Origin of the sequence: Rhizobium sp. BK049 (assembly GCF_014193135.1) — a bacterium.
Classification (GTDB): Bacteria; Pseudomonadota; Alphaproteobacteria; order Rhizobiales; family Rhizobiaceae; genus Rhizobium.
The window spans coordinates 1-18867 of sequence record NZ_JACHYV010000021.1; the positions used below are offsets into that span (position 1 = coordinate 1).

An 18867-nucleotide genomic window follows, 5' to 3' on the forward strand; every position below is an offset into this window, starting at 1 on the left:
TGGAAGGATCGGGAAACCCTCCTGCGACCGGTGCTGGAGAAGATCTATCGTGATCCGGATGGCGCACTTGTCGCCCTGAATGCGCTTGCTTCAGATGCCGGCATCGAACCCCGCAGGCTCGCCGACGATCTTGCCGCGAGCGCCGATCGGCTTGGCCGCCTGCGAGGTTCCGAGCTCATCGTCGACGGACGCGCGGCGCGTGAGGAGCGTATTGTCGCCTTGGCGGCTGTGACAGAATTGCTTCCCCTGGCCCGCGCCCATGCGAGCGAGTTCCGCAGGAACGCCGAACGGTTCAAGATCCGTGAGCAGGCGCGTCGCGCGCATATGTCATTGTCGGTCCCGGCACTCTCCGAAGGCGCCATGGCGCGTCTCATGGAGATCGAGGCGGTGCGCAACAGGGGCGGGGACGATGCTTATAAGACCGCCTTTGCGCTTGCCGCGAAGGACCACACGGTCGTGCAGGAGATCAAGGCGGTCAGCGAAGCATTGTCTGCGCGCTTCGGCTGGAGCGCCTTCACCGCAAAGGCGGATGCGGTTGGCGAACGTAATATGGCCGAGCGCATGCCGAACGATCTGATGGTCGGCGAGCGCGAGAAGCTGATCCACCTGTTCGAAGCCGTCAAGCGTTTTGCCGAGGCGCAGCATCTGGCCGAACGTCAGGACCGCTCGAAGATCGTCGCGGCGGCCAGTGCGGTGACGAGCAGCGAGTTAGGAAAGAAGCCCGGCAAGGAGAATGCGACTGTGCTGCCCATGCTTGCCGCTGTCACCGAGTTCAAGACAGCAGTCGACGACGAGGCGCGATCGCGAACTCTCTCGGCTCCCCTTTACCGTCAGCAGCGTACGGCACTGGCGGACGCGGCAAGGACGATCTGGCGCGATCCGGCCGGAGCCGTCGGCAAGATCGAGGAACTGATTGTCAAAGGGTTCGCCGCCGAGCGCATCGCTGCCGCTGTGACCAATGATCCGGCTGCTTATGGCGCGTTGCGCGGTTCGGATCGTCTGATGGACAAGATGCTGGCTTCCGGGCGGGAGCGCAAAGATGCGGTGCAGGCCGTGCCGGAGGCAGCCGCGCGCCTGCGTTCTCTCGGCTCTGCCTATGCCAATCTCTTCGATGCGGAGCGCCACGCCATTATCGACGAGCGCCGGCGCATGGCGGTTGCTATTCCCGGCCTGTCGAAAGAGGCGGAAGAGGCGCTCACACGACTGGCAGAGGAGGCGAGGAACAGAAGCCATCGGCAAAACGCATCGGTCGCCCCACTCGACGCGAACATCCGCCGGGAGTTCGATGACATCAGCAAGGCGCTCGACGAGCGCTTCGGGCGCAACGCCATCATCCGCGGCGACAAGGATCTCATCAACCATGTGCCAGCGGCGCAGCGCCATGCCTTTGCGGCGATGCAGGAGAGGCTGAAGGTCCTGCAGCAGACGGTCCGCGCGCAGAGTAGTCAGCAGATCCTCTCGGAACGGCGTCAGCGAGGCGTCAACCGCGGACGGGGGATTGATCTTTAAAGATCGCTGAACAACCGCATTGCTTGGCGTTCATGCGCCGCTGTCGGTCGACACGTTGAGGCAATTTCGCCGGGACGTGGTGGTCTCCTCTGTGCTCAGATGTTTACTTTATTCCCAAGCAGAAGTGGAGGCGGTTTAATTTCCCACCATCATGCATTAGATCAGCTTCCTGAATTTCCCGTTTGAAAGATCCTGCCTTGGCCACCTCAACCTTCGACACGCTTCTGCAGAAGATCGAAACCCGCACGGCGCGTGCCGGCATCATCGGGCTCGGTTATGTCGGCCTGCCGCTGGCGATCGCCGTGGCGCGCAGCGGTTTTGTGGTCACCGGCCTCGACATCGACCCCTTAAAGATGGTGGCGCTCGCGGCGCGCCGTTCCTATATCGACGCCGTCAGCAACGAGGCGCTTGCCGCCGAGATCGAGGTGGGGCGGTTCCAGGCGACGACGGATTTCGCCGGCCTTGCCGAATGCGATGTCATCATCATCTGCGTGCCGACGCCGCTAACCAAACATCGCGACCCCGACCTTTCCTTCGTCGAGGCGACCTCGCGATCGATCGCAGAACATCTGCGTCCCGGCCAGCTCGTCGCTCTGGAATCGACCACCTATCCCGGAACCACCGACGATATCGTCAAGGTCATTCTCGAAGGCACCGGGTTGAAATCCGGGGCGGATTTCTTCGTCGGCTTCTCGCCGGAGCGCGAGGATCCCGGCAACCAGAATTATCACACCGCCACCATTCCCAAGGTCGTCGCCGGCGACGGACCGGAAGCGCTGGCCTTGATGAAATCCTTCTATGGCGCTGCCGTTTCGACCGTCGTTCCGGTTTCCTCGAATGCGACGGCCGAGGCCGTCAAGCTCACCGAAAACATCTTCCGTTCGGTCAACATCGCCCTCGTCAACGAGCTGAAGACCGTCTATGCGGCCATGGGCATCGACGTCTGGGAAGTGATCGAGGCGGCCAAGACCAAGCCCTTCGGCTATATGCCCTTCTATCCCGGCCCCGGCCTCGGCGGCCATTGCATCCCAATCGATCCCTTCTACCTCACCTGGAAATCGCGCGAATACGAGTTGCCGACCCGCTTCATCGAGCTTGCCGGCGAGATCAATTCGGCAATGCCGCGCTATGTCGTCGGCAAACTAGCCGAAGCGCTCGACATGCGCGCCGGCAAGGCGCTGAGCCGCAGCCGTGTGCTGGTGCTGGGCCTCGCCTATAAGAAGAACGTCGCCGATATCAGAGAGAGCCCGTCGCTGCGGCTGATTGAAATCATCGAGGAGCGCGGCGGCCGCGCCGATTACCACGATCCCTTCGTCGCCGAAATCCCGCCGACGCGCGAATATCAGGCCCTGAAAGGCCGCAGATCGGTCACGCTGACGCCGGAGACCTTGAGCGGCTATGACGCAGTGCTGGTCGCGACCGATCATGACAGTGTGGATTATGCGGCGCTCGCCAAAACTGCTGCTCTGATCGTCGATACCCGCAATGTCTTCGACCGGCTCGGCCTCTCGGCCGATCACGTCGTCAAGGCGTGACGGAAACGGCCGAAAGCGATTTGCCGGTCATCCGGCTGGCGGCCACCGCATAGCCGCCTGACGCCCCGTCGATGAAATGCATGTGGTCGCGCGAGATCGGCGTCGGCACGAAGCAGGTCATCAGCGCCGAGGATTGCCGATGCAGGCCGTAGCGAGCGATGCCCTTGGCCCGCGCGTCTTCCAGCAGCGTCTCGATCCGTTTCAAGCGGCCGGCGTCGACGTCGACCGTCATCTTCAGCCCGTCGTCGAACTTGCGGAAATCGGAATTGCCGGCGACGTCGCGCTTGTAGCGGCGGGCATCAAAGCGTCCGAGTGGAAGGCCGAGCCTGTAGCACGCGAGGATGATGGCGAGCTGCAGGAAGATGATCAACTTCTGCCACAGCCGTCTTCCCGCGGGCGCGGTGGCCTTGGCCTCGCGATTGATGCCTTTCAGCGAGAAGGCGAATTTCGGGCCGTCGGCCGGCACCGGATGGCTGCCGCGGTTCTGCTCGGCGGTGATGGCGACGATGCCGTTGACGAGATCGCGGAATTCTTCGCCCGGCCGGCCTTCGCCGGGCACGGCGATGATCGAGACGATCTCGCCATTCTCCGCCGCAATCGGGCTCCAGCGGCAGGACAGGCCGGTGAGATCCGGCCGCGTGCCCGGCGCGGCGCGCTCGACGCCGTAACGGCCGAGCTTCATCTGTCGTTCCGCCCAGCTTGTGCCGCCGCCCCAGAACATCGCATAGGTGACATGCGGGCTTGCGGAATAGCGCGCGACGCGCACGTCGAGGCCCTCCGCGCGGGTATCGGCGACCGGCACGATAGCGATGCGCAGCATCAGGCCGAGATCCTCCTCGACCCAGACCTGCACGGCGGCGAGTGCATCCCGCGCCGCCTTCTCCAGCGAACCCGGCAGCGCGATCAGCGCGCCATCGCCGCCGAAGACGAAGGGATAGTCGCCCTTGCCGACTGCATTCAGCACCGCCGAAATGACGCTGGCGCCGGCCATGTTGACGTCCTTGTAGCGACCGCCGGCAATCGCCTGCGTCGAACCGACGATATCGGCAAGCGCCAGCACCCATCCCTCCGGCAGCGGCCGGTAATTGCCGGCATCGGTCACGCCCTCGAAGGCGCTGAAGCGCGGCACGCTCGCAAAGAATTCTTCGTCGGTCCCGGTTGTCATGTCATTGACCATAGCACAGACCCATATCGCTGCTGCAACGCCAATTCCCATCTATGGCAATCGACTTGACAAGGTTTCATGTGTTAGCACGCGCTCACGATTTTCATCACGGATTCGGATTGCGATGAGCCGCCTCGACAGCTTCATTCGCCGGTTGACGGCCCAACGCGACATTCTGAACGCAATCACCGATCTGGTCGAGGACATCGAAGGCCCGGTGCTGGAGTTCGGCCTCGGCAACGGCCGCACCTATGATCACCTGCGCGAAAAATTCCCCGACCGGCGCATCATCGCCTTCGACTGGGAAGTCCGCTCCTATTCGGCCTCGACCCCAGAGCCGCAAGATATGGTGACCGGCAACATCCGCGATTCCGGTCAGGCCTTCCTCGGCATCGGCGCAGCCCTCGCCCACGCCGATATCGGCACCGGCCATGACGAGATCGATGCGGTGACGCTGACCTGGCTGCCACAGCTGATAGCCGGCGTGCTCGCCCCGAACGGCATCGCCGTCAGCGGCCTGCCGCTGGAGCATCCGGAGCTCACGGAGCTGCCGCTGCCGGAGGGAATCAAGGAAGGGCGGTATTTTCTGTATCGGCGCATGTGAGGGGAGAGGAAGCCCCACCCGTCTTTGAAGGAGGAGAAAAATGGAACGCATCGAGATGGAAGTCAGCGGCGGCTGTCAGTGCGGCGCCGTGCGCTACCACGCAACCGCCATGTTCGACAATTCGCATCTTTGCCATTGCCGCATGTGCCAGAAGGCTTCCGGCAACATCTTTGCTGCGCTCGTCGCCGCGCCCGATGATGCGCTCACCTGGACACGTGGCAAGCCGAGCGTCTGGAAGAGTTCGGAGCTTGTCGAGCGCGGCTTCTGCGCCAATTGCGGCACGCCATTGTTCTTCCATCACCTGGAAAACGGTCGCACCAACCTGATGATCGGTTCGCTCGACCATCCGAACGCCTTCCCGCCGCATGCCAATACCTGTACCGAAAACATGGTGGCATGGTTCGACACGATCACGGACATAGAAAATACCGGCGCGACCGAAACCAACGGCGCTGACTGGGCTGCGGCGATCAGGGAAAGCAACAACCAGCACCCCGATCGCGATACCGCCTCGTGGACGGTGAGGGGGCGTGACGGCTGAGCCCTAGGAGCTTCCGCTCACGAGGCACAGGAATAAGCCGCGGCCGAGCGCGCCTTCAGTTTTGTCTCGAAGTCAGCCGTGATTTCCTCCAGCGTCACGCTGCCCAGCCGCCTCAGAAGCAGCGCTTCTGCCTCCTTCATCGCATCGGCCAGCGCACTATTCACCGCCTGCTCGACCAGACATTTGGGCTGATCATCGGCGGGGCCGATGGCGAAGAGGTGGGGGTCGCCAAGCGCGTTGTAGACGTCGAGCAGGGTGATCTCGGACAAGGGCCGCACCAGTGTCCAGCCGCCGCCATGGCCTTTTTCCGAACGCACATAGCCCTGGTCGCGAAGGCCGGCCATGGTGCGGCGCACGACGACGGGATTGGTGTTGAGCATCTTTGCAATCACCTCGGAGGTTGCCGCATGTTCATGCCGATCCATGTGGATCAGCACGTGCAGCATGCGGGAAAGGCGGCTGTCGTTGCGCATGGTTCTATCCTGTCGATCGAGCGCGGCATTATCGCAAGCAATTTGTAACAAGACAAGTGACATGAGCCTTGACGGCGGTGTTTCATGTAACTTATGTTGATTCATGACAGACAATGTCCAGGAGTGATCGCATGTCCTACGAAGTCATCGTCATCGGCGGCAATTTTGCCGGCCTGTCGGCAGCCATGCAGCTCACCCGGGCGCGCCGGCGGGTTCTGCTCATCGATGCTGGCGCACCGCGAAATCGGTTTTCGCAGGCCTCGCACGGTTTTCTCGGCCAGGACGGGCAGGCGCCGGCGGCGATCATGGGCGAGGGGAAGAGGCAGCTTTCGCTTTATCCGAACATCACCCTGCGCGACGGCAAAGTTGTCCACGCCGAGAAGGAGGGTGAGGAATTCGTCGTCACCGTCGAAGGCGCCGGCGAAGAACGCGCTGCCCGCCTGATTCTTGCAACCGGTGTGAGCGACACTTTGCCTGACATCCCCGGTCTCAGCGAGCGCTGGGGACGCTCGGCGCTGCACTGCCCCTATTGCCACGGTTATGAGGTGAGCGGCGGCGAACTCGGCGTCCTCGCAAACCATCCGCATTCGGCGCATTCAGCCATGATGATCCCCGACTGGGGTGCGACGACCTTCTTCAGCCAGGCTCTGTTCGAGCCCGATGAAGAACAGCTGGCGCGGCTGACGGCCCGTGGGGTACGCATCGAACGCAGCCCGATCGTGGAACTGTTGGGCGATAGTCCGAAACTCGAGGCGGTGCGTCTCGCTGATGGCCGTACCGTTCCGCTCGACGCCATCTTCGTCGCGCCGAAGACGGCGATGGCGAGCCCCATCGCCGAACAGCTCGGCTGCGCCTTCGACGACGGTGCCTTCGGACCGGTCATCCGCATCGGCGAAAACAAGGAGACCAGCGTCAAAGGCGTCTTCGCCGCCGGCGATGCCGCGAGCTCCATGCACAGCGGCACGCTCGCCTCCGCCTCCGGCGTGCTCGCCGGCGTGCATTGCCATCAGTCGCTGGTGATGCCGCCCGCCGGATAGGTGCATGCGACGGTGGGAGATGGGAGAGGCGCGCCAACACCTAGCACCTGGGATCCCCAACCAGCTCCCAAAGATCAACCTTTTCAGCCCGTCCCTTCACCTGCACCAGACCCAGCGGCCGAAACTGGAAGCGGTCGCCGACGGCGTTATGGATGGCGGCGCTCACCAGGATCGAGGTGCCGTATTCCTTGTTCAATCCCTCCAGCCGGGAGGCGACGTTGATCGTATCGCCCATGGCCGTATATTGCTGGCGCGAGATCGCTCCGAAACTGCCGACGACGGCGGGGCCCGTATGGAGGCCGAACCGCGTGAAGAGTTCGGGGCGGCCATGCGCCCGGTTTTTCCCGTTGAGTTCGTCGACGGCGGCTTTCATGGCAAGCGCGCATCGACAGCCGTGTTCGATATGCCCGCCATCTTGAACAGGGGCATTCCACATGACGAAAATGGAGTCGCCGAGATATTGGACGACTGTGCCGTCATGACTCTCGGCAATGGTGTTCAGCAGCTCGAAATAGGCCGATAGCGTATCGACCACGTCCTCGGGCGAATTCTGCTCCGATATGGTCGTGAAGTCCCTGATATCGGTAAACAGCACGGTCACGTCCTGCCGCTTCGCCTTGACGACCGTTCGCCCGTCAGGGCTGACGATGCGGCGGACCACTTCACGCGGAACATAGAGGGCAAACTGGCCGATGGCGTGACGGCTTGCCGAGAGCGCGCTCGCCAATGTGTTGATTTCCGTTATCCAGGAGTGCGACAGGGCCTTCTCGCTGACCTCGAGATCGCCAATCATGCGCGCCTCGTCAGCGAGGCGGTATAGAGAGCGGCTGACCATGCGCGACAGGACCACCGATGCCGCAACACCCGCAATCAACAGGATGCCGGCAATCAGGAGATTGCGCACGAGCAGCCGGTTGGCCTCGGCAACGAGGTCGTCGAGCGGCACGACGATTGCGGCCGTGCTTCCCCGGAACAGGCCGGACACGCTGACCGGGGCGATCTGGACAAGATAGCTTGCACCATCAAGTTCGATCCGCGCCAGGCCGCCGTTTGCGAAGGCAGGATCCTGCCGCAGCCGGACAATCGTTTCGAGACTGGTATCGAAGGCGTTTGCCGTTATGGCGAAGGCGCCTGAGGTTCTCGACCATATTGCGATGATCCTGCTCATGATATCAGGGTCGGAATGAGCAACGAGATTGCCGCTACCGTCGATGACATAGGCTCGGGCATGCGGCGAAATACTCTGTGCATCCAGCAGGCGGCCGATGGTCTGCAGGTGAACGTTGATGCCGACGACCACCCGCCCATCGTCCTTCATCGGTGCCGCGATCGTCAGCGTCGGCACCTTGAGCGTTCCGGTCACATAGGGGCCGACGGAGACCGGGGCGCCGTCCTGAACGACCGATTGATACCACGGGCGTTGCCGCGGATCGAAAGACGCGTCGTCGACATCCCGTGCGCCGATCAGTCTTGCCTTGCCGTCGAGAAAGCCAAGCGTCGATATGACGTTCGCGCTTTGTCGCCCGGCGATCGTTCTGATCGCGAAAGCCGCTTCGTCAGGCGCCGCGAGGGTCTGGCGGACATCCCTCCTTCCAGCGTTGATGACCTGCAAGTACGAGCCGTCAGGGTATCCGGTATAGATGCTCGTTGCCTCGGGGACATTTCGCAGAACCTCGAGAAAGAGGTCCTGTTTCGCCTTGATATCCTGAGGCGGCGGCAAAACGAGCTGCGGCAGGGTGGATGCCAGCGCCACCGCCTCGTAGCCTCCCTCCAGCGTGTGGCGATATCCCTCGATCAGCCGCAGGCTCATCTCGCGCATCTGCTGCGCGCCGGCACTCACGGCAGCATTGCTTCCCTGTCTGAACGCCAACCAGATAATCGGCATCGACGTGCAAAGCAGCGATGCGACGACCAGGACACCGAGATGCACTCTGAGCGGTTTGGACCAGCGCACGAGACTTCCCTCGAATGCGGACACCTCTCAGCGCATCTAACGCCCGAAGCTCGTCTGACTGTGCTTAAAAAGTGCCCCCAACTGTGCAGCTAACCGCTTTTTTCGGGTTTGCACAAGACGGTCCTGGGCTCACGCCCCCGGGGGCAACACGGACGTCCGCGGCACGGCGCCAGTGATCGTGTCCGGCAGAGCCTAGGGCAAAAACAATATGTTGTACTGATCGATATCGCCAGGCAGATCCCGAACCTTGATCTCTTCCTCGCGGTGCTCGAAGAGCACGAGACAGTCCTCGTAGAATCCTGAGAGCATCGCTATGAAGGCCTTCGTGCCCTCCGCACCGTAGAACAGCGGTGTGAATTCCATATGAAGCGGCACGCGGCGGGCAAGCAGCGGCTGCATCGAGCGGCAGGCGACCGGCTCATAGCCTTCGATATCCATCCAGACGAGGCCGATTGCGGCTGGGTCGATCGAGAGGCCGGCGAGGATTTCGGAGACCGGCATCACCGGCACGCTGATCTTCTGGTCGGTCGGGCTCTGGCGGACGGCGCTGCTCTTGCCGTGATTGTTGAGGTTAAGAAAAAAATCGATCTCGCCTGCGTGCTCGCCGGCGGCGCAGTTGACGAGACGGACCTTCTCTTCCAGCCGGTTTTGGCGGATGTTGAGTTCAAGCAGCGGGAAATTGCGCGGATCGGGCTCGACGCTGACGATCTTGGCATAGGTGCCGCTCAAGGCGAAATAAACCGTCTGGGTGCCAATATTGCCGCCGATCTCGAGCAGCGTCGCATCCTTCCTGAGCAGGCCGCGCTCGCGCAGGATGGCGATCAACCGGTCGACGGCGTCGCGCTCGAAATGGCCCTTCCGGAAGACCTTGCGGCCGATATAGTCGGAAGGCGAGAAGGTCATCAGATGATCACCGGCATCGACCGTCATCGAGACGACGCGCGGGCCGATATTCTCGATCAGCAGCCGGCGGCCGAGGCGGGTGTCGAAGAAGCGCGAGGCGACTCTATTGCGCGCCTTGCGCAACCGGCGGCTCCAATATTTGGCGGTGAGCCAGGGCTTGCCGTGCATCAGGCTTTTCCTTTGAGCGGTTCTGCCGCTTTCTCTCTCGGAACGACATAGACTTTCAAGGGCAGGGCGCGGCCGCGCACGCTGATTTCACGGCTTTGGATGTCGTCAAGATCGGCGCCGGCAAGCCTGGCCACCGGCTCGGAGAAGACGATCGCCGCGTCGAATTCCTTGGCCGCACTTTCCAGTCGGCTCGCGACGTTCACCGTATCTCCAATCGCCGTCATGCTGCGCACCCGGCCATAGCCCATCGTGCCGATGACGGCCGGGCCGGTGTGGATGCCGATGGCGATCCGCAGCGGCAGCGTCAGCTCTTCGGCCAGTTCGGCGGCGAGTTTCTCGATCCCGATGTTGATTGCCGCCGCCGCGTCGAGCGCTTGGCGGCAGGCCTCCTCCGGCGCGGCGTTGAGGCCGAAGAGCGCCATGGCGCCGTCGCCGATGAATTTGTCGAGCCGGCCGCCCGCCTGCTCCACCGCCTTGCCGATGATGGCGAAATAGCGGTTCAGCAGGAAGACGACGTCGAAGGGCAGGCGCGTTTCCGTCAGCGTCGTGAAATGACGGATATCGACGAAGAGCACGACGATTTCACGCTCGCGGCCGGGGCTCGTCTCCTGGCTGTTGGCGGGAAGAGCCGCCTCGACGGCCGGCACGAGAAGGGGCGCGACCGAGACATCGGTATTCGGCCGAAGCTGGCAGGCGAGGCGGACATCAGGGCCGGCATTGATGCGTTTCAGTGTCGTCTGTTCCAGCTTGTCGGGCGGCGGCAGCGTCTGGTAATCACCAAGAATCTGTACCCGGCAGGTGGAGCACTGGCCCTTGCCGCCGCAGACCGAATAATGCGGCAGACCGCCGAGCCGGCTCGCCTCCAGCACCGTGAACCCACGCGGCACGCGGATCACTTCGCCGCCCGGATAGTGCACCGCGACCTGATCGAGACGCTCCTTCAGCCTGCGCTGTGTGCGAGCGGCAACGACGATGATCAGCGAGGCCGAGAAGGCGCCATAGAGCCCGGCGCGAACCATGGCGATCTGGCTGCGGATCTCGGGGTCGGAGACATAGTGGGAATTCACGGTCGTTGCGTAAGGCTCGATGGAGGTCAGTTGATAGGTGGGGTCGGCAAGCGTGCGGCCCATTTCGACGAAACCGAGCAGCGACAGCACCGGCGCAAGGATCGCCAGCGCCAGCAGCAGCGGTGCGAAACCGCCGTACCAGGGGCGGTAACGCAGCCAGTAATGGATGCCGATGCAGCCGTGGATCCACACCGCGATCAGGCCGAATGCCTGGCGCACGCCCGTCGCCGGCGTCCGCAGCCATAACATGCCGACGATCGTCTCGTAATTGTCGATATAGCCATAGAGTTCATGGGCAATGCGGGTGCCGATGACGTGATCGATCAGAAGCAGCGGGATCAGCAGGCCGAGCACCATCTGGGCTGCTTCCCCCTTCGGCATGACCAGGCTGCGCCTGATGTAGATGGCGCGCAGCACCAGGGTCATATGGACGAGGACTGATCCGTAAAACAGGACGGTGCCGGCGGGATTGCGCCAGATTGCCAGGAAAAGATGGCGGGCCTTATCGGCCGCGGCGATCGAAACGAGTCCGAGTGCATGGTTCGACAAATGCAAGAGAACGAAGACGAAAATAACCAGCCCCGAACCGAGCCTTGCCCTTCTGATCGAGCGCTCCGAAAAAATCCCTGTGACCGAGGCCGTCGTCATTCATTCCCGTTCTTGTCGATGCAATCGCAGGCCCATAGAGATGGGGAAAGAGGCGGAATTGCTTCCATTGCGATCACATTGCATATGCTTATGCGCAAGTTTTCGGGAAGGCGGCAATAAGGGATTTTTTCGCCGCCGGTCACGATGCCGCACACCATGGGAGGGTTCAACGCGACCGCGTGCTGCATGCGCCTGATCTGGTTAATGATTCGCTTGTGAATGCCGATTGGAAACAGTGTGTCTATGCGAGGGATGCGCATGCGGGTCGCCTTCTATGCGCCGATGAAATCGCCGAACCACCCGGTGCCTTCGGGCGACCGGCTGATGGCGCGGCTGCTGATCCGGGCATTGGAGCGTGCCGGGCATCAGGTCGAGGTCGTCTCCGAATTTCGCACTCATGCCCCGACGCCTGAGGCGGCCGCGGCGCTCGCACCCGCCATCTCCGCCGAAATGGCGCGTTTGCGGGAGAAATGGCAAAAAGATCCGCGGCCGGATCTCTGGTTCTGCTATCATCCCTATTATAGATCGCCCGATCCCTTCGGGCCGGCGATCGCCGCCGAATTGGCTATTCCCTATGTCACCGCCGAAGCCTCCTATGCAGCAAAACGCGACCGGACGGATTGGGCCGACCGGCAGAAGCGCGTGGGGGAGGCGGTCATGCAGGCGGCGGTCAATATCAGCTTCACCGAGCGTGATCGGGCCGGACTATCAGCCGCCTTTCCGCAGGCGCGGCTTGCGGCTCTCAAGCCGTTCATCGATTCGGCGCTGTTCGAGGCGGTGCGTCCGGCGCCCGATCCCGGCCGGCTGATGACCGTCGCGATGATGCGGGCCGGCGACAAGATGGAAAGCTACGCGATGCTCGCAAAAGCATTGCGGCTGATTGAAAACAAGCCATGGACCCTTTCGGTCATCGGCGACGGGCCGATGCGCCGGGAGGTGGAGGGGCTGTTTGCCGGCTTTCCCGGCCGCATCGAATGGCTGGGCGAGCGGAGCGAAACCGAGATCGCCGGCCTGCTCGCGCGTGGCGGCATTTATGTCTGGCCCGGCTGCGGCGAGGCCTATGGCCTTGCCTATCTCGAAGCCCAGGCCGCCGGCCTACCTGTCGTGGCGCAGCAAACGGCGGGCGTGCCCGCCGTGGTCGAGGCCGGCGTCACCGGCCTGCTGACGCCGGAGGGCGATGTCGCCGCCTATGCCGGGGCCATCGCGGCCCTGCTCGGCGACGGGCGGAAACGCGATGCGATGGGGCAGGCAGCGCGGCGCTTCGTGCTCGAGGAGCGCTCGCTCGCGGTAGCTGCCCGCGTTCTGGACGAGATTTTGCGCAAGGCGCAGGAACAGGAGTGAGATGATGAGCCAAGGGATGAGCTGGGAACCGCTGCGCCGGGAGCTCGACCGCTGGCGAGCCGCCGGCCGCGTGGCGCGATTCTGGCTGCGCGACGACGACGCCGTCGAGCCGACGCCCGATCTGGAGCGGCTGCTGGCGCTGACCGCCGAGAACGGGATTCCGTTGACCCTTGCCGTTATTCCCGGCCGGACCGGCGAGGACTTGGCTGCGCGGCTGGCGACGGAAGCGGGCGTCGCTGTCGCTGTGCATGGCTGGTCGCACACCAACCACGCCGCCCCTGAGCGCAAGAAGCAGGAACTCGGCGGCGAACGGCCGCCCGAGGTGGTGCTCAGCGAGTTGCGTGAAGGATTGCAGCGCCTGAAGCGGCTCCATCCCGCCCGCTTCCTGCCGGTGCTGGTGCCGCCGTGGAACCGGATCGGCGCCGCGCTCATCCCGGCATTGCCCGAAGTCGGCTTTGCGGCGCTCTCGGTCTACGGGCGGGCAAAAGAGGGCGGGCCGATCCCGCTTCTCAACACCCATGTCGATATCATCGATTGGCACGGCACGCGCGGCGGCCGCAGCGCGGAGGAACTGGTGGCCGAACTGGTTGCCGAACTCCGCGACCGGTTTGCCGGCAATGACGAGCCCATTGGCGTGCTCAGCCACCATCTGGTTCATGATGCGGCCGCCTGGGATTTCCTGTCGGACTTGTTTGCGGTGACGGCCCACCACCCTGCCGTCTCTTGGTCGTCGGCGCCAGAGCTCCTGCAAGATCAGGCTATCGAGCAGACTGCGTGAACGCGCCCGAGGAAGTCCCGCACCAGTTCTGTGACCTCATTCAGATGCGTCTCGAGCAGCCAATGCCCGCCGTCGAGCAGATGCAGTTCGGCCTCCGGCAGATCTCGGAGATAGGCGCGTGCCGACTTTTCCGGCATATAGTGGTCGTTTGGCCCCCAGACAATCAGGGTCGGCGGCCGGTACTCTCTGAGATATTTCCGGTGCTCAGGGAACCAGGCGAGGTTCTCCTTCAATCCGGCGATCAGGTCGATAGCGATTTCCTTGCGCCGCGGCGTGACCAGCGACCAGTGCAGCCGCCAGAGATCCGGCGGGATTGTGTCGGCCAGGGGCGGCGGCAGGTCGTTGAGGAATTCCTCCCGGAAGGTCTCCTCGTTGATCGCTTGCGCCAGCGCTTTCCTCATCTCCGCGCGCGGCAGCGCCCACGTCGCCTCGATATCGGCATATTTCGGGCCGAGTGCATCCTCATAGGGAATATCGCCATTCTGGATGATCAGCGCCACGATGCGGCTCGGGTTTCTGATTGCCAGCCGCGCTCCGATCGGTGAGCCGAAATCGTGGAGATAGAGGGCGAAACGGTCGACATCGAGCGCGCCGATGAACGCTTCCAGCCAGGCGGCATAACCATCGAAGCTGTAGTCGAAATCGTCGGGTGTGCCGCTGTAGCCCGCGCCGGGGAAATCCGGGGCGATCAGGCGCCAGCGGTCGGCAAGGCGCGGCATGAGATTACGAAACTCGTAAGACGAGCAGGGATAGCCGTGCGGCAGCAGCAGTACCGGCGCCTCCTTCGGGCCCGCCTCACGGTAAAAAATCTCGATACCTGCAATGGTGGTGATGTGATGTCGGACGAGCGTGGCCAGATTCACGTTCGGTCCTCCTGGTACTGCTCGGCGCCCTCCACGGGCCGCAGCCATGCCTCGCGGCGTTTGATCCAGAGTTCGTAGCGCGGCGCCAGCGGCGTCGGCGCCTGCGAGAGGATGCCGAGCTTGATTTCCGCCTCCTGGTCATCGGCGGAAAACAGCCGCGAACCGCATCCGGTGCAGAAGCGCCGGCCGTGGAATTCGCCGGTTTCGCCGGAATGTTCAAATTGGCCGGCGGGCCAGACGCCGTAAAAGGTAAAGGCCGAACCGCTTTCCTTTCGGCAGTCGGTACAGTGACAAATGCCGACGCGCAACGGTTCGCCACGAACAGAAAGTTTCACCTGCCCGCAAAGGCATTGTCCGGAGAGCACGGTCATGGCTGATACCCCGTTTTCATCGATCTTGCGCTGCCGGGGAAACGGTCGGACCCGGCATCTGTTCCGTCAGCAAGTGCGAACGGGCCGGCGCCAGCGTGCGCCGGCACCCCTAGATCACCACGGTCTGATTGTCGCGGGCGGCGAAGGCGCCGGGGAAGGCGGCCTCAGCCTGTGCTTCCATTTCGGCCAGTTGTTCGTCCGTGCGGGAGGGGGCGTGGTGGAACAAGGCGAAGCGCTTGGCGCCTGCCATTTTGGCAAGCTCGGTGCCGTGCTCCCAGGTCGAATGGCCGAAGCCCTTGAAGCGCTGCATCTCATCTTCATTGTAGGTGCAATCGTAGACGACGAGATCGGCGCCCTGCATCATCTCCAGGGAGACCGGATCATAACTGCCGGGAATATGCTCGATATCGTAGATCAGAGCGATCGAACGACCCCGCCATTCGATGCGGTAGCCGATGGCACCGCCCGGATGGTTCAACGTGAAAGTCCTAATCTCGATGCCCTCATGCGGCTTCAGAACTTGGCCGGAGTGGAAATCGCGGAAGTTCATCGTCGCCTGACAGATGTCGGTCTTGACCGGAAACCAGGGCGGGCTGATGAACTGCTCGACCATTTCCCGCGTGCTCATCTTGCCGTCGAGGTGCCCGGACCAGATGTTGACGTTGATTGAGGGATAATAGATCGCCTTGAAGAAGGGCAGGCCGATGATGTGGTCGTAATGGCAGTGGCTGAAGAACAGGTCCACGTCGCTGACGCCGTCGGCAAGCAGCGACAGCCCCGCCTCGCGCAGGCCCGAACCTGCGTCGAAAAGCAACCGATGTTTTCCGCAGCGAATCTCGATGCAGGAAGTGTTACCGCCGTAGCGATCGAACTCGGGGCCCGATACGGGAATACTGCCGCGGACGCCCCAAAATTTTATCTGAAACAGTTCTGTCGTCATCGTTTTTCAAACCGGCCTTCCCGCATCGCCATCGTAATCATAGTTTATCCCGATGCGAAGCAGCAGAATTCCACGAGTTTGCCTGCGCCCCCTTTCATTCTCCTAACCGGTAGCGGAAGAAGAAGTATATTCTCCTAAGCAATCGGCTTTCGCTTCGGAAAGCAACCCAGTATGGTTGGTTTTCGGTAAATGGGCTGCGCGGGCAGGGCGTTTTCCGCAAGTCATGCCTATTAGATGGTTGCGCGCGATCGAAAAAGCAAATGCCCGCTCTCGCGCTGGAACCCTTGCCGCGCGGCTGGCCACAGCGCTGGCCGCCGCTGCGATCTCAAGCCGTCCCAAGCCGCTTGATATTTTCTATCAGTCCTCCGGCGAGCCGCAGGCTGGCGGCGGTTGCCATGGTCATCTGCGGCAGCAGCAGCCACTCGAGCGTCCAGGCCGCCCCGGAGCGCTCCTGTTCATGGACAAGAGACTGGTGGATACCCGAGAGCGCCGTGGCGTTGAAGCGGGCGAGCGAGACCAGGACTTCCGCGGCAACCGGGTTCTGCTTGTGCGCCATGGCCGAGGAGGTGCCGCCGCCTGAGATTTCGATCTCGCCGCCCATCTCGGCAAGCAGCGCGATATCCTGTCCCATCTTGCCGAGGCTACCCGAAATCGAAGCGAACAGGCCGGCGATATCGGCGATCGGCAGACGCGCGCCCTGCCATTGCCTGATGTCGGTGAGGCCGAGCTCCTGGGCGAGCGAAGCGCGGACGGCGGCGGCCTGTGGCCCAAGCTTGTCGAGCGTGCCGGCAGCACCGCCGAACTGGACGGGGAAGCTCTGCTCGGTCAGCCTGTCGCGATAGGTCGCGAGCGGCATGCGCCAGGCATTGAGACGGTCGGAGACGCTGATGGCGATCGCCGCCTGCATGCGGGTATGGCCCATCAGGCGGTTGCGGCCGAACTGCCGGTCGAGCCCGTCAAGCGCTGTGAGGATGGTGGAAAGCCGGCCGGCAAACAGGAAGACCACCGCCTTCAGGCGGATCATCAGGCTGGTGTCGATGACGTCCTGGCTGGTGGCGCCGAGATGCAGGTTTCTGCCCGCTTCCTCGCCGACCTTAGCGCGCAGCTGCTTGACGAGGTCGGGGACGACGACCCCGTCTTTCGCCGTTGCCGGGCGAAGGCTGGCAAGATCCGGAGAAAAATCGGCGCAGGCTTCGGCAATCCTCCTTGCTGCCTCGCCGGGAATGAGGCCGTGCGCGGCTTCGGCCTTGGCGAGTGCCGCCTCGAAGGAGAGCATGGCGCGAATATCGGCTTCGGCGGAAAAATAGGGCGCGATTTCGTCGTCGCCGACAAGGCCGGAGAGGAAGGGGTGGTCGAAGGGCGATGCGGTCATGGTTTGCTCGTTTGTGGTGGTGGCCCCCTCATCCGGCTGCCGCACCCGGGGTCGAGCCACCGGTCTCGACCCGTCCTTCGGACCCCCGAGGGGAGAAGGGGAATGAGGCGGCGTCGGCGCCTTATGGGTAGGTTCTCTCGCGTGGCACTGTTCCCCTCTCCCTCGGGGAGAGGGCAGGGTGAGGGGGCTGCTTGCGCGGAATTCTCCGACAAGCAGCCGGCACACCCTCAAATATCCAGAAACACCGTCTCCTTCGGCCCCTGCAGATGGATGTCGAAACGGCAGGTTGCGCCATCGCGGGTGGCGACCATGGTGGCAACGCGTTCGCGATGTTCGATGCGGGCAAGCAGCGGGTCGCTGGCGTTGGCTTCGGCCTCTTCCGGAAAATACATCCGCGTATGCAGGCCAATATTGATGCCGCGGGCGACGATCCAGAAGGTGATGTGCGGCGCCTGTCTGCGGCCGTCCTTGAAGGGGACCCACCCCGGCTTGATGGTTTCGAAGCTGTAGACGCCGTCGTCGGCCCGGGTCGGGCAGCGGCCCCAGCCGGCGAAGTTCGGGTCGGCGGCGCCGCGCATTTCCGAGGGACTATTGTAAAGGCCGGCGCTGTCGGCCTGCCAGATCTCGACGACGGCATCGCGCACCAGCGCGTCCGCGCCGTCGAAGATGCGGCCGGTGACGGTGATGCGTTCGCCGAGCGTCTTGTCGTTGAGCATCACGCTGCCGAGATCGTTGTCGTAGACGCCTGTGATGTCGCAGAAATTCGGCGTCAGGCCGATATGCACATAGGGACCGGCGGTCTGCGACGGGGTTTCCTTGAGATAGCCGAGCTGCTGCATGGTCAGTTGCCCTCCAGCCTGTTTTCGAACATCGTCGAGCGGCGGCCGCGCAGCACGATATCGAATTTATAGGCGCGTGAATCCATCGGAATCGTATTGCCCCAGTCAAGCGGTGCGATCAGTTGCTCGATCGCCGCCTTGTCGGGGATCGTACCGACGATCGGACATTTCCAGATCATCGGGTCGCCCTCGAAATACATCTGCGTGATCAGACGCTGGGCAAAGCCGTGGCCGAAGATCGAGAAGTGAATATGGGCGGGGCGCCAGTCGTTGACGCCGTTCGGCCAGGGATAGGCGCCGGGCCGGACGGTGCGGAAATGGTAGCGGCCTTCCTCGTCGGTGATGGCACGGCCGCAGCCGCCGAAATTCGGGTCGATTGCCGCGAGATAGGTTTCCTTCTTGTGGCGATAGCGCCCTCCGGCATTGGCCTGCCAGAATTCGACCAGGGCGCCGGCCACCGGCTTTGCCCGTTCGTCGAGCACGCGGCCATGGACGATGATGCGTTCGCCGATGGCGCTTTCGCCCGGCCGCGCATAATTCAATATCAGGTCGTTGTCGAGCTCGCCTATGATTGAATGGCCGAAGACCGGGCCTGTCGTTTCGGAGATCGTGCCGTCGAGTGACAGCAGCGCGCGCTGCGGCGCGCGCAGCACCGAGGTTTTGTAGCCGGGGGTCAGCGCCGGCGCGTGCCACGCGCGGTCGCGGGCGAAGAAGGCGCCGGTCTCCGGCTTGTTGTTTGCTCGTTCGGACATTTCTCCC

19 protein-coding genes are annotated in these 18867 nt (G+C 63.1%); 7 read left to right on the top strand and 12 right to left on the bottom strand.

All coding sequences use genetic code 11. The annotated features are described in order from the left end of the window. Both FHT70_RS20675 and FHT70_RS20680 read left to right on the top strand, forming a co-directional pair. On the top strand, positions 1-1509 hold a 1509-nt coding region (locus FHT70_RS20675; protein ID WP_183704477.1), incomplete at its 5' end, for a BID domain-containing protein. A gap of 197 nt (positions 1510-1706) precedes the next feature. Beyond that, positions 1707-3044, top strand: a complete 1338-nt coding sequence (locus tag FHT70_RS20680; RefSeq protein ID WP_183704479.1) for a nucleotide sugar dehydrogenase — start codon at positions 1707-1709, stop codon at positions 3042-3044. Here the strand turns inward: FHT70_RS20680 and FHT70_RS20685 are convergent. Continuing rightward, positions 3034-4209, bottom strand: coding sequence for a DUF3095 domain-containing protein (locus tag FHT70_RS20685; RefSeq protein WP_097598942.1), 1176 nt, complete (start codon positions 4207-4209; stop codon positions 3034-3036). The genes FHT70_RS20680 and FHT70_RS20685 overlap by 11 nt on opposite strands. A 124-nt stretch (positions 4210-4333) precedes the next feature. Here FHT70_RS20685 and FHT70_RS20690 point away from each other — a divergent pair, with 124 nt between their 5' ends. Both FHT70_RS20690 and FHT70_RS20695 read left to right on the top strand, forming a co-directional pair. Next, positions 4334-4813 carry a class I SAM-dependent methyltransferase gene (locus FHT70_RS20690; protein WP_097598810.1) on the top strand — a complete coding sequence of 160 codons (480 nt, stop codon included), beginning with the start codon at positions 4334-4336 and terminating at the stop codon, positions 4811-4813. A gap of 40 nt (positions 4814-4853) precedes the next feature. After that, positions 4854-5354, top strand: coding sequence for a GFA family protein (locus tag FHT70_RS20695; RefSeq protein ID WP_183704481.1), 501 nt, complete (start codon positions 4854-4856; stop codon positions 5352-5354). A gap of 17 nt (positions 5355-5371) precedes the next feature. On the opposite strand, the gene FHT70_RS20700 is transcribed toward FHT70_RS20695, so the two are convergent. After that, positions 5372-5827 carry an Rrf2 family transcriptional regulator gene (locus FHT70_RS20700; protein ID WP_183704483.1) on the bottom strand — a complete coding sequence of 152 codons (456 nt, stop codon included), beginning with the start codon at positions 5825-5827 and terminating at the stop codon, positions 5372-5374. Between the two features lie 131 nt (positions 5828-5958). On the opposite strand from FHT70_RS20700, the gene FHT70_RS20705 reads away from it, so the two are divergent. Beyond that, positions 5959-6864, top strand: a complete 906-nt coding sequence (locus tag FHT70_RS20705; RefSeq protein ID WP_183704485.1) for an NAD(P)/FAD-dependent oxidoreductase — start codon at positions 5959-5961, stop codon at positions 6862-6864. 40 nt (positions 6865-6904) lie between these two features. On the opposite strand, the gene FHT70_RS20710 is transcribed toward FHT70_RS20705, so the two are convergent. The 4 genes from FHT70_RS20710 to FHT70_RS20725 all read right to left on the bottom strand — a co-directional run bounded on the left by FHT70_RS20710 (position 6905) and on the right by FHT70_RS20725 (position 11864). After that, the gene (locus FHT70_RS20710; RefSeq protein ID WP_183704487.1) at positions 6905-8818 is read right to left on the bottom strand and encodes an adenylate/guanylate cyclase domain-containing protein; all 1914 of its coding nucleotides are present in this window, start codon (positions 8816-8818) and stop codon (positions 6905-6907) included. 192 nt (positions 8819-9010) lie between these two features. Then, positions 9011-9889, bottom strand: a complete 879-nt coding sequence (locus FHT70_RS20715; protein WP_183704489.1) for an FkbM family methyltransferase — start codon at positions 9887-9889, stop codon at positions 9011-9013. Next, positions 9889-11604 carry an adenylate/guanylate cyclase domain-containing protein gene (locus tag FHT70_RS20720; RefSeq protein WP_183704491.1) on the bottom strand — a complete coding sequence of 572 codons (1716 nt, stop codon included), beginning with the start codon at positions 11602-11604 and terminating at the stop codon, positions 9889-9891. The genes FHT70_RS20715 and FHT70_RS20720 overlap by 1 nt, the downstream gene beginning before the upstream one ends. Then, a complete protein-coding gene (locus FHT70_RS20725) occupies positions 11601-11864 on the bottom strand; it encodes a hypothetical protein (RefSeq protein ID WP_183704493.1) in 264 nt (87 codons plus the stop codon). Before FHT70_RS20725 ends, FHT70_RS20720 begins: the two co-directional genes overlap by 4 nt. Here FHT70_RS20725 and FHT70_RS20730 point away from each other — a divergent pair. After that, positions 11863-12945, top strand: coding sequence for a glycosyltransferase family 4 protein (locus FHT70_RS20730; RefSeq protein WP_183704495.1), 1083 nt, complete (start codon positions 11863-11865; stop codon positions 12943-12945). The genes FHT70_RS20725 and FHT70_RS20730 overlap by 2 nt on opposite strands. Before the next feature lie 4 nt (positions 12946-12949). Continuing rightward, a complete protein-coding gene (locus FHT70_RS20735; protein WP_183704497.1) occupies positions 12950-13723 on the top strand; it encodes a polysaccharide deacetylase family protein in 774 nt (257 codons plus the stop codon). On the opposite strand, the gene FHT70_RS20740 is transcribed toward FHT70_RS20735, so the two are convergent. The 6 genes from FHT70_RS20740 to pcaH form a co-directional block, all read right to left on the bottom strand. Beyond that, on the bottom strand, positions 13699-14634 hold the full coding sequence (locus FHT70_RS20740) for an alpha/beta hydrolase (protein WP_183704499.1): 936 nt from the start codon (positions 14632-14634) through the stop codon (positions 13699-13701). The two genes, FHT70_RS20735 and FHT70_RS20740, sit on opposite strands and share 25 nt — an antisense overlap. After that, complete coding sequence (locus FHT70_RS20745) at positions 14583-14957, bottom strand: GFA family protein (protein WP_085780906.1); 375 nt, start codon at positions 14955-14957, stop codon at positions 14583-14585. Before FHT70_RS20745 ends, FHT70_RS20740 begins: the two co-directional genes overlap by 52 nt. Before the next feature lie 109 nt (positions 14958-15066). Beyond that, positions 15067-15897, bottom strand: coding sequence for an MBL fold metallo-hydrolase (locus FHT70_RS20750; protein WP_183704500.1), 831 nt, complete (start codon positions 15895-15897; stop codon positions 15067-15069). A gap of 325 nt (positions 15898-16222) precedes the next feature. After that, positions 16223-17269 (bottom strand): 3-carboxy-cis,cis-muconate cycloisomerase, encoded by a 1047-nt coding sequence (locus FHT70_RS20755; RefSeq protein WP_183704502.1) that lies wholly within the window; start codon positions 17267-17269, stop codon positions 16223-16225. Positions 17270-17496: 227 nt separating this feature from the next. After that, positions 17497-18108, bottom strand: a complete 612-nt coding sequence (pcaG, locus tag FHT70_RS20760) for a protocatechuate 3,4-dioxygenase subunit alpha (RefSeq protein ID WP_183704504.1) — start codon at positions 18106-18108, stop codon at positions 17497-17499. 2 nt (positions 18109-18110) lie between these two features. Next, positions 18111-18860, bottom strand: a complete 750-nt coding sequence (gene pcaH / locus FHT70_RS20765) for a protocatechuate 3,4-dioxygenase subunit beta (protein ID WP_183704506.1) — start codon at positions 18858-18860, stop codon at positions 18111-18113. Positions 18861-18867: the final 7 nt, after the last annotated feature.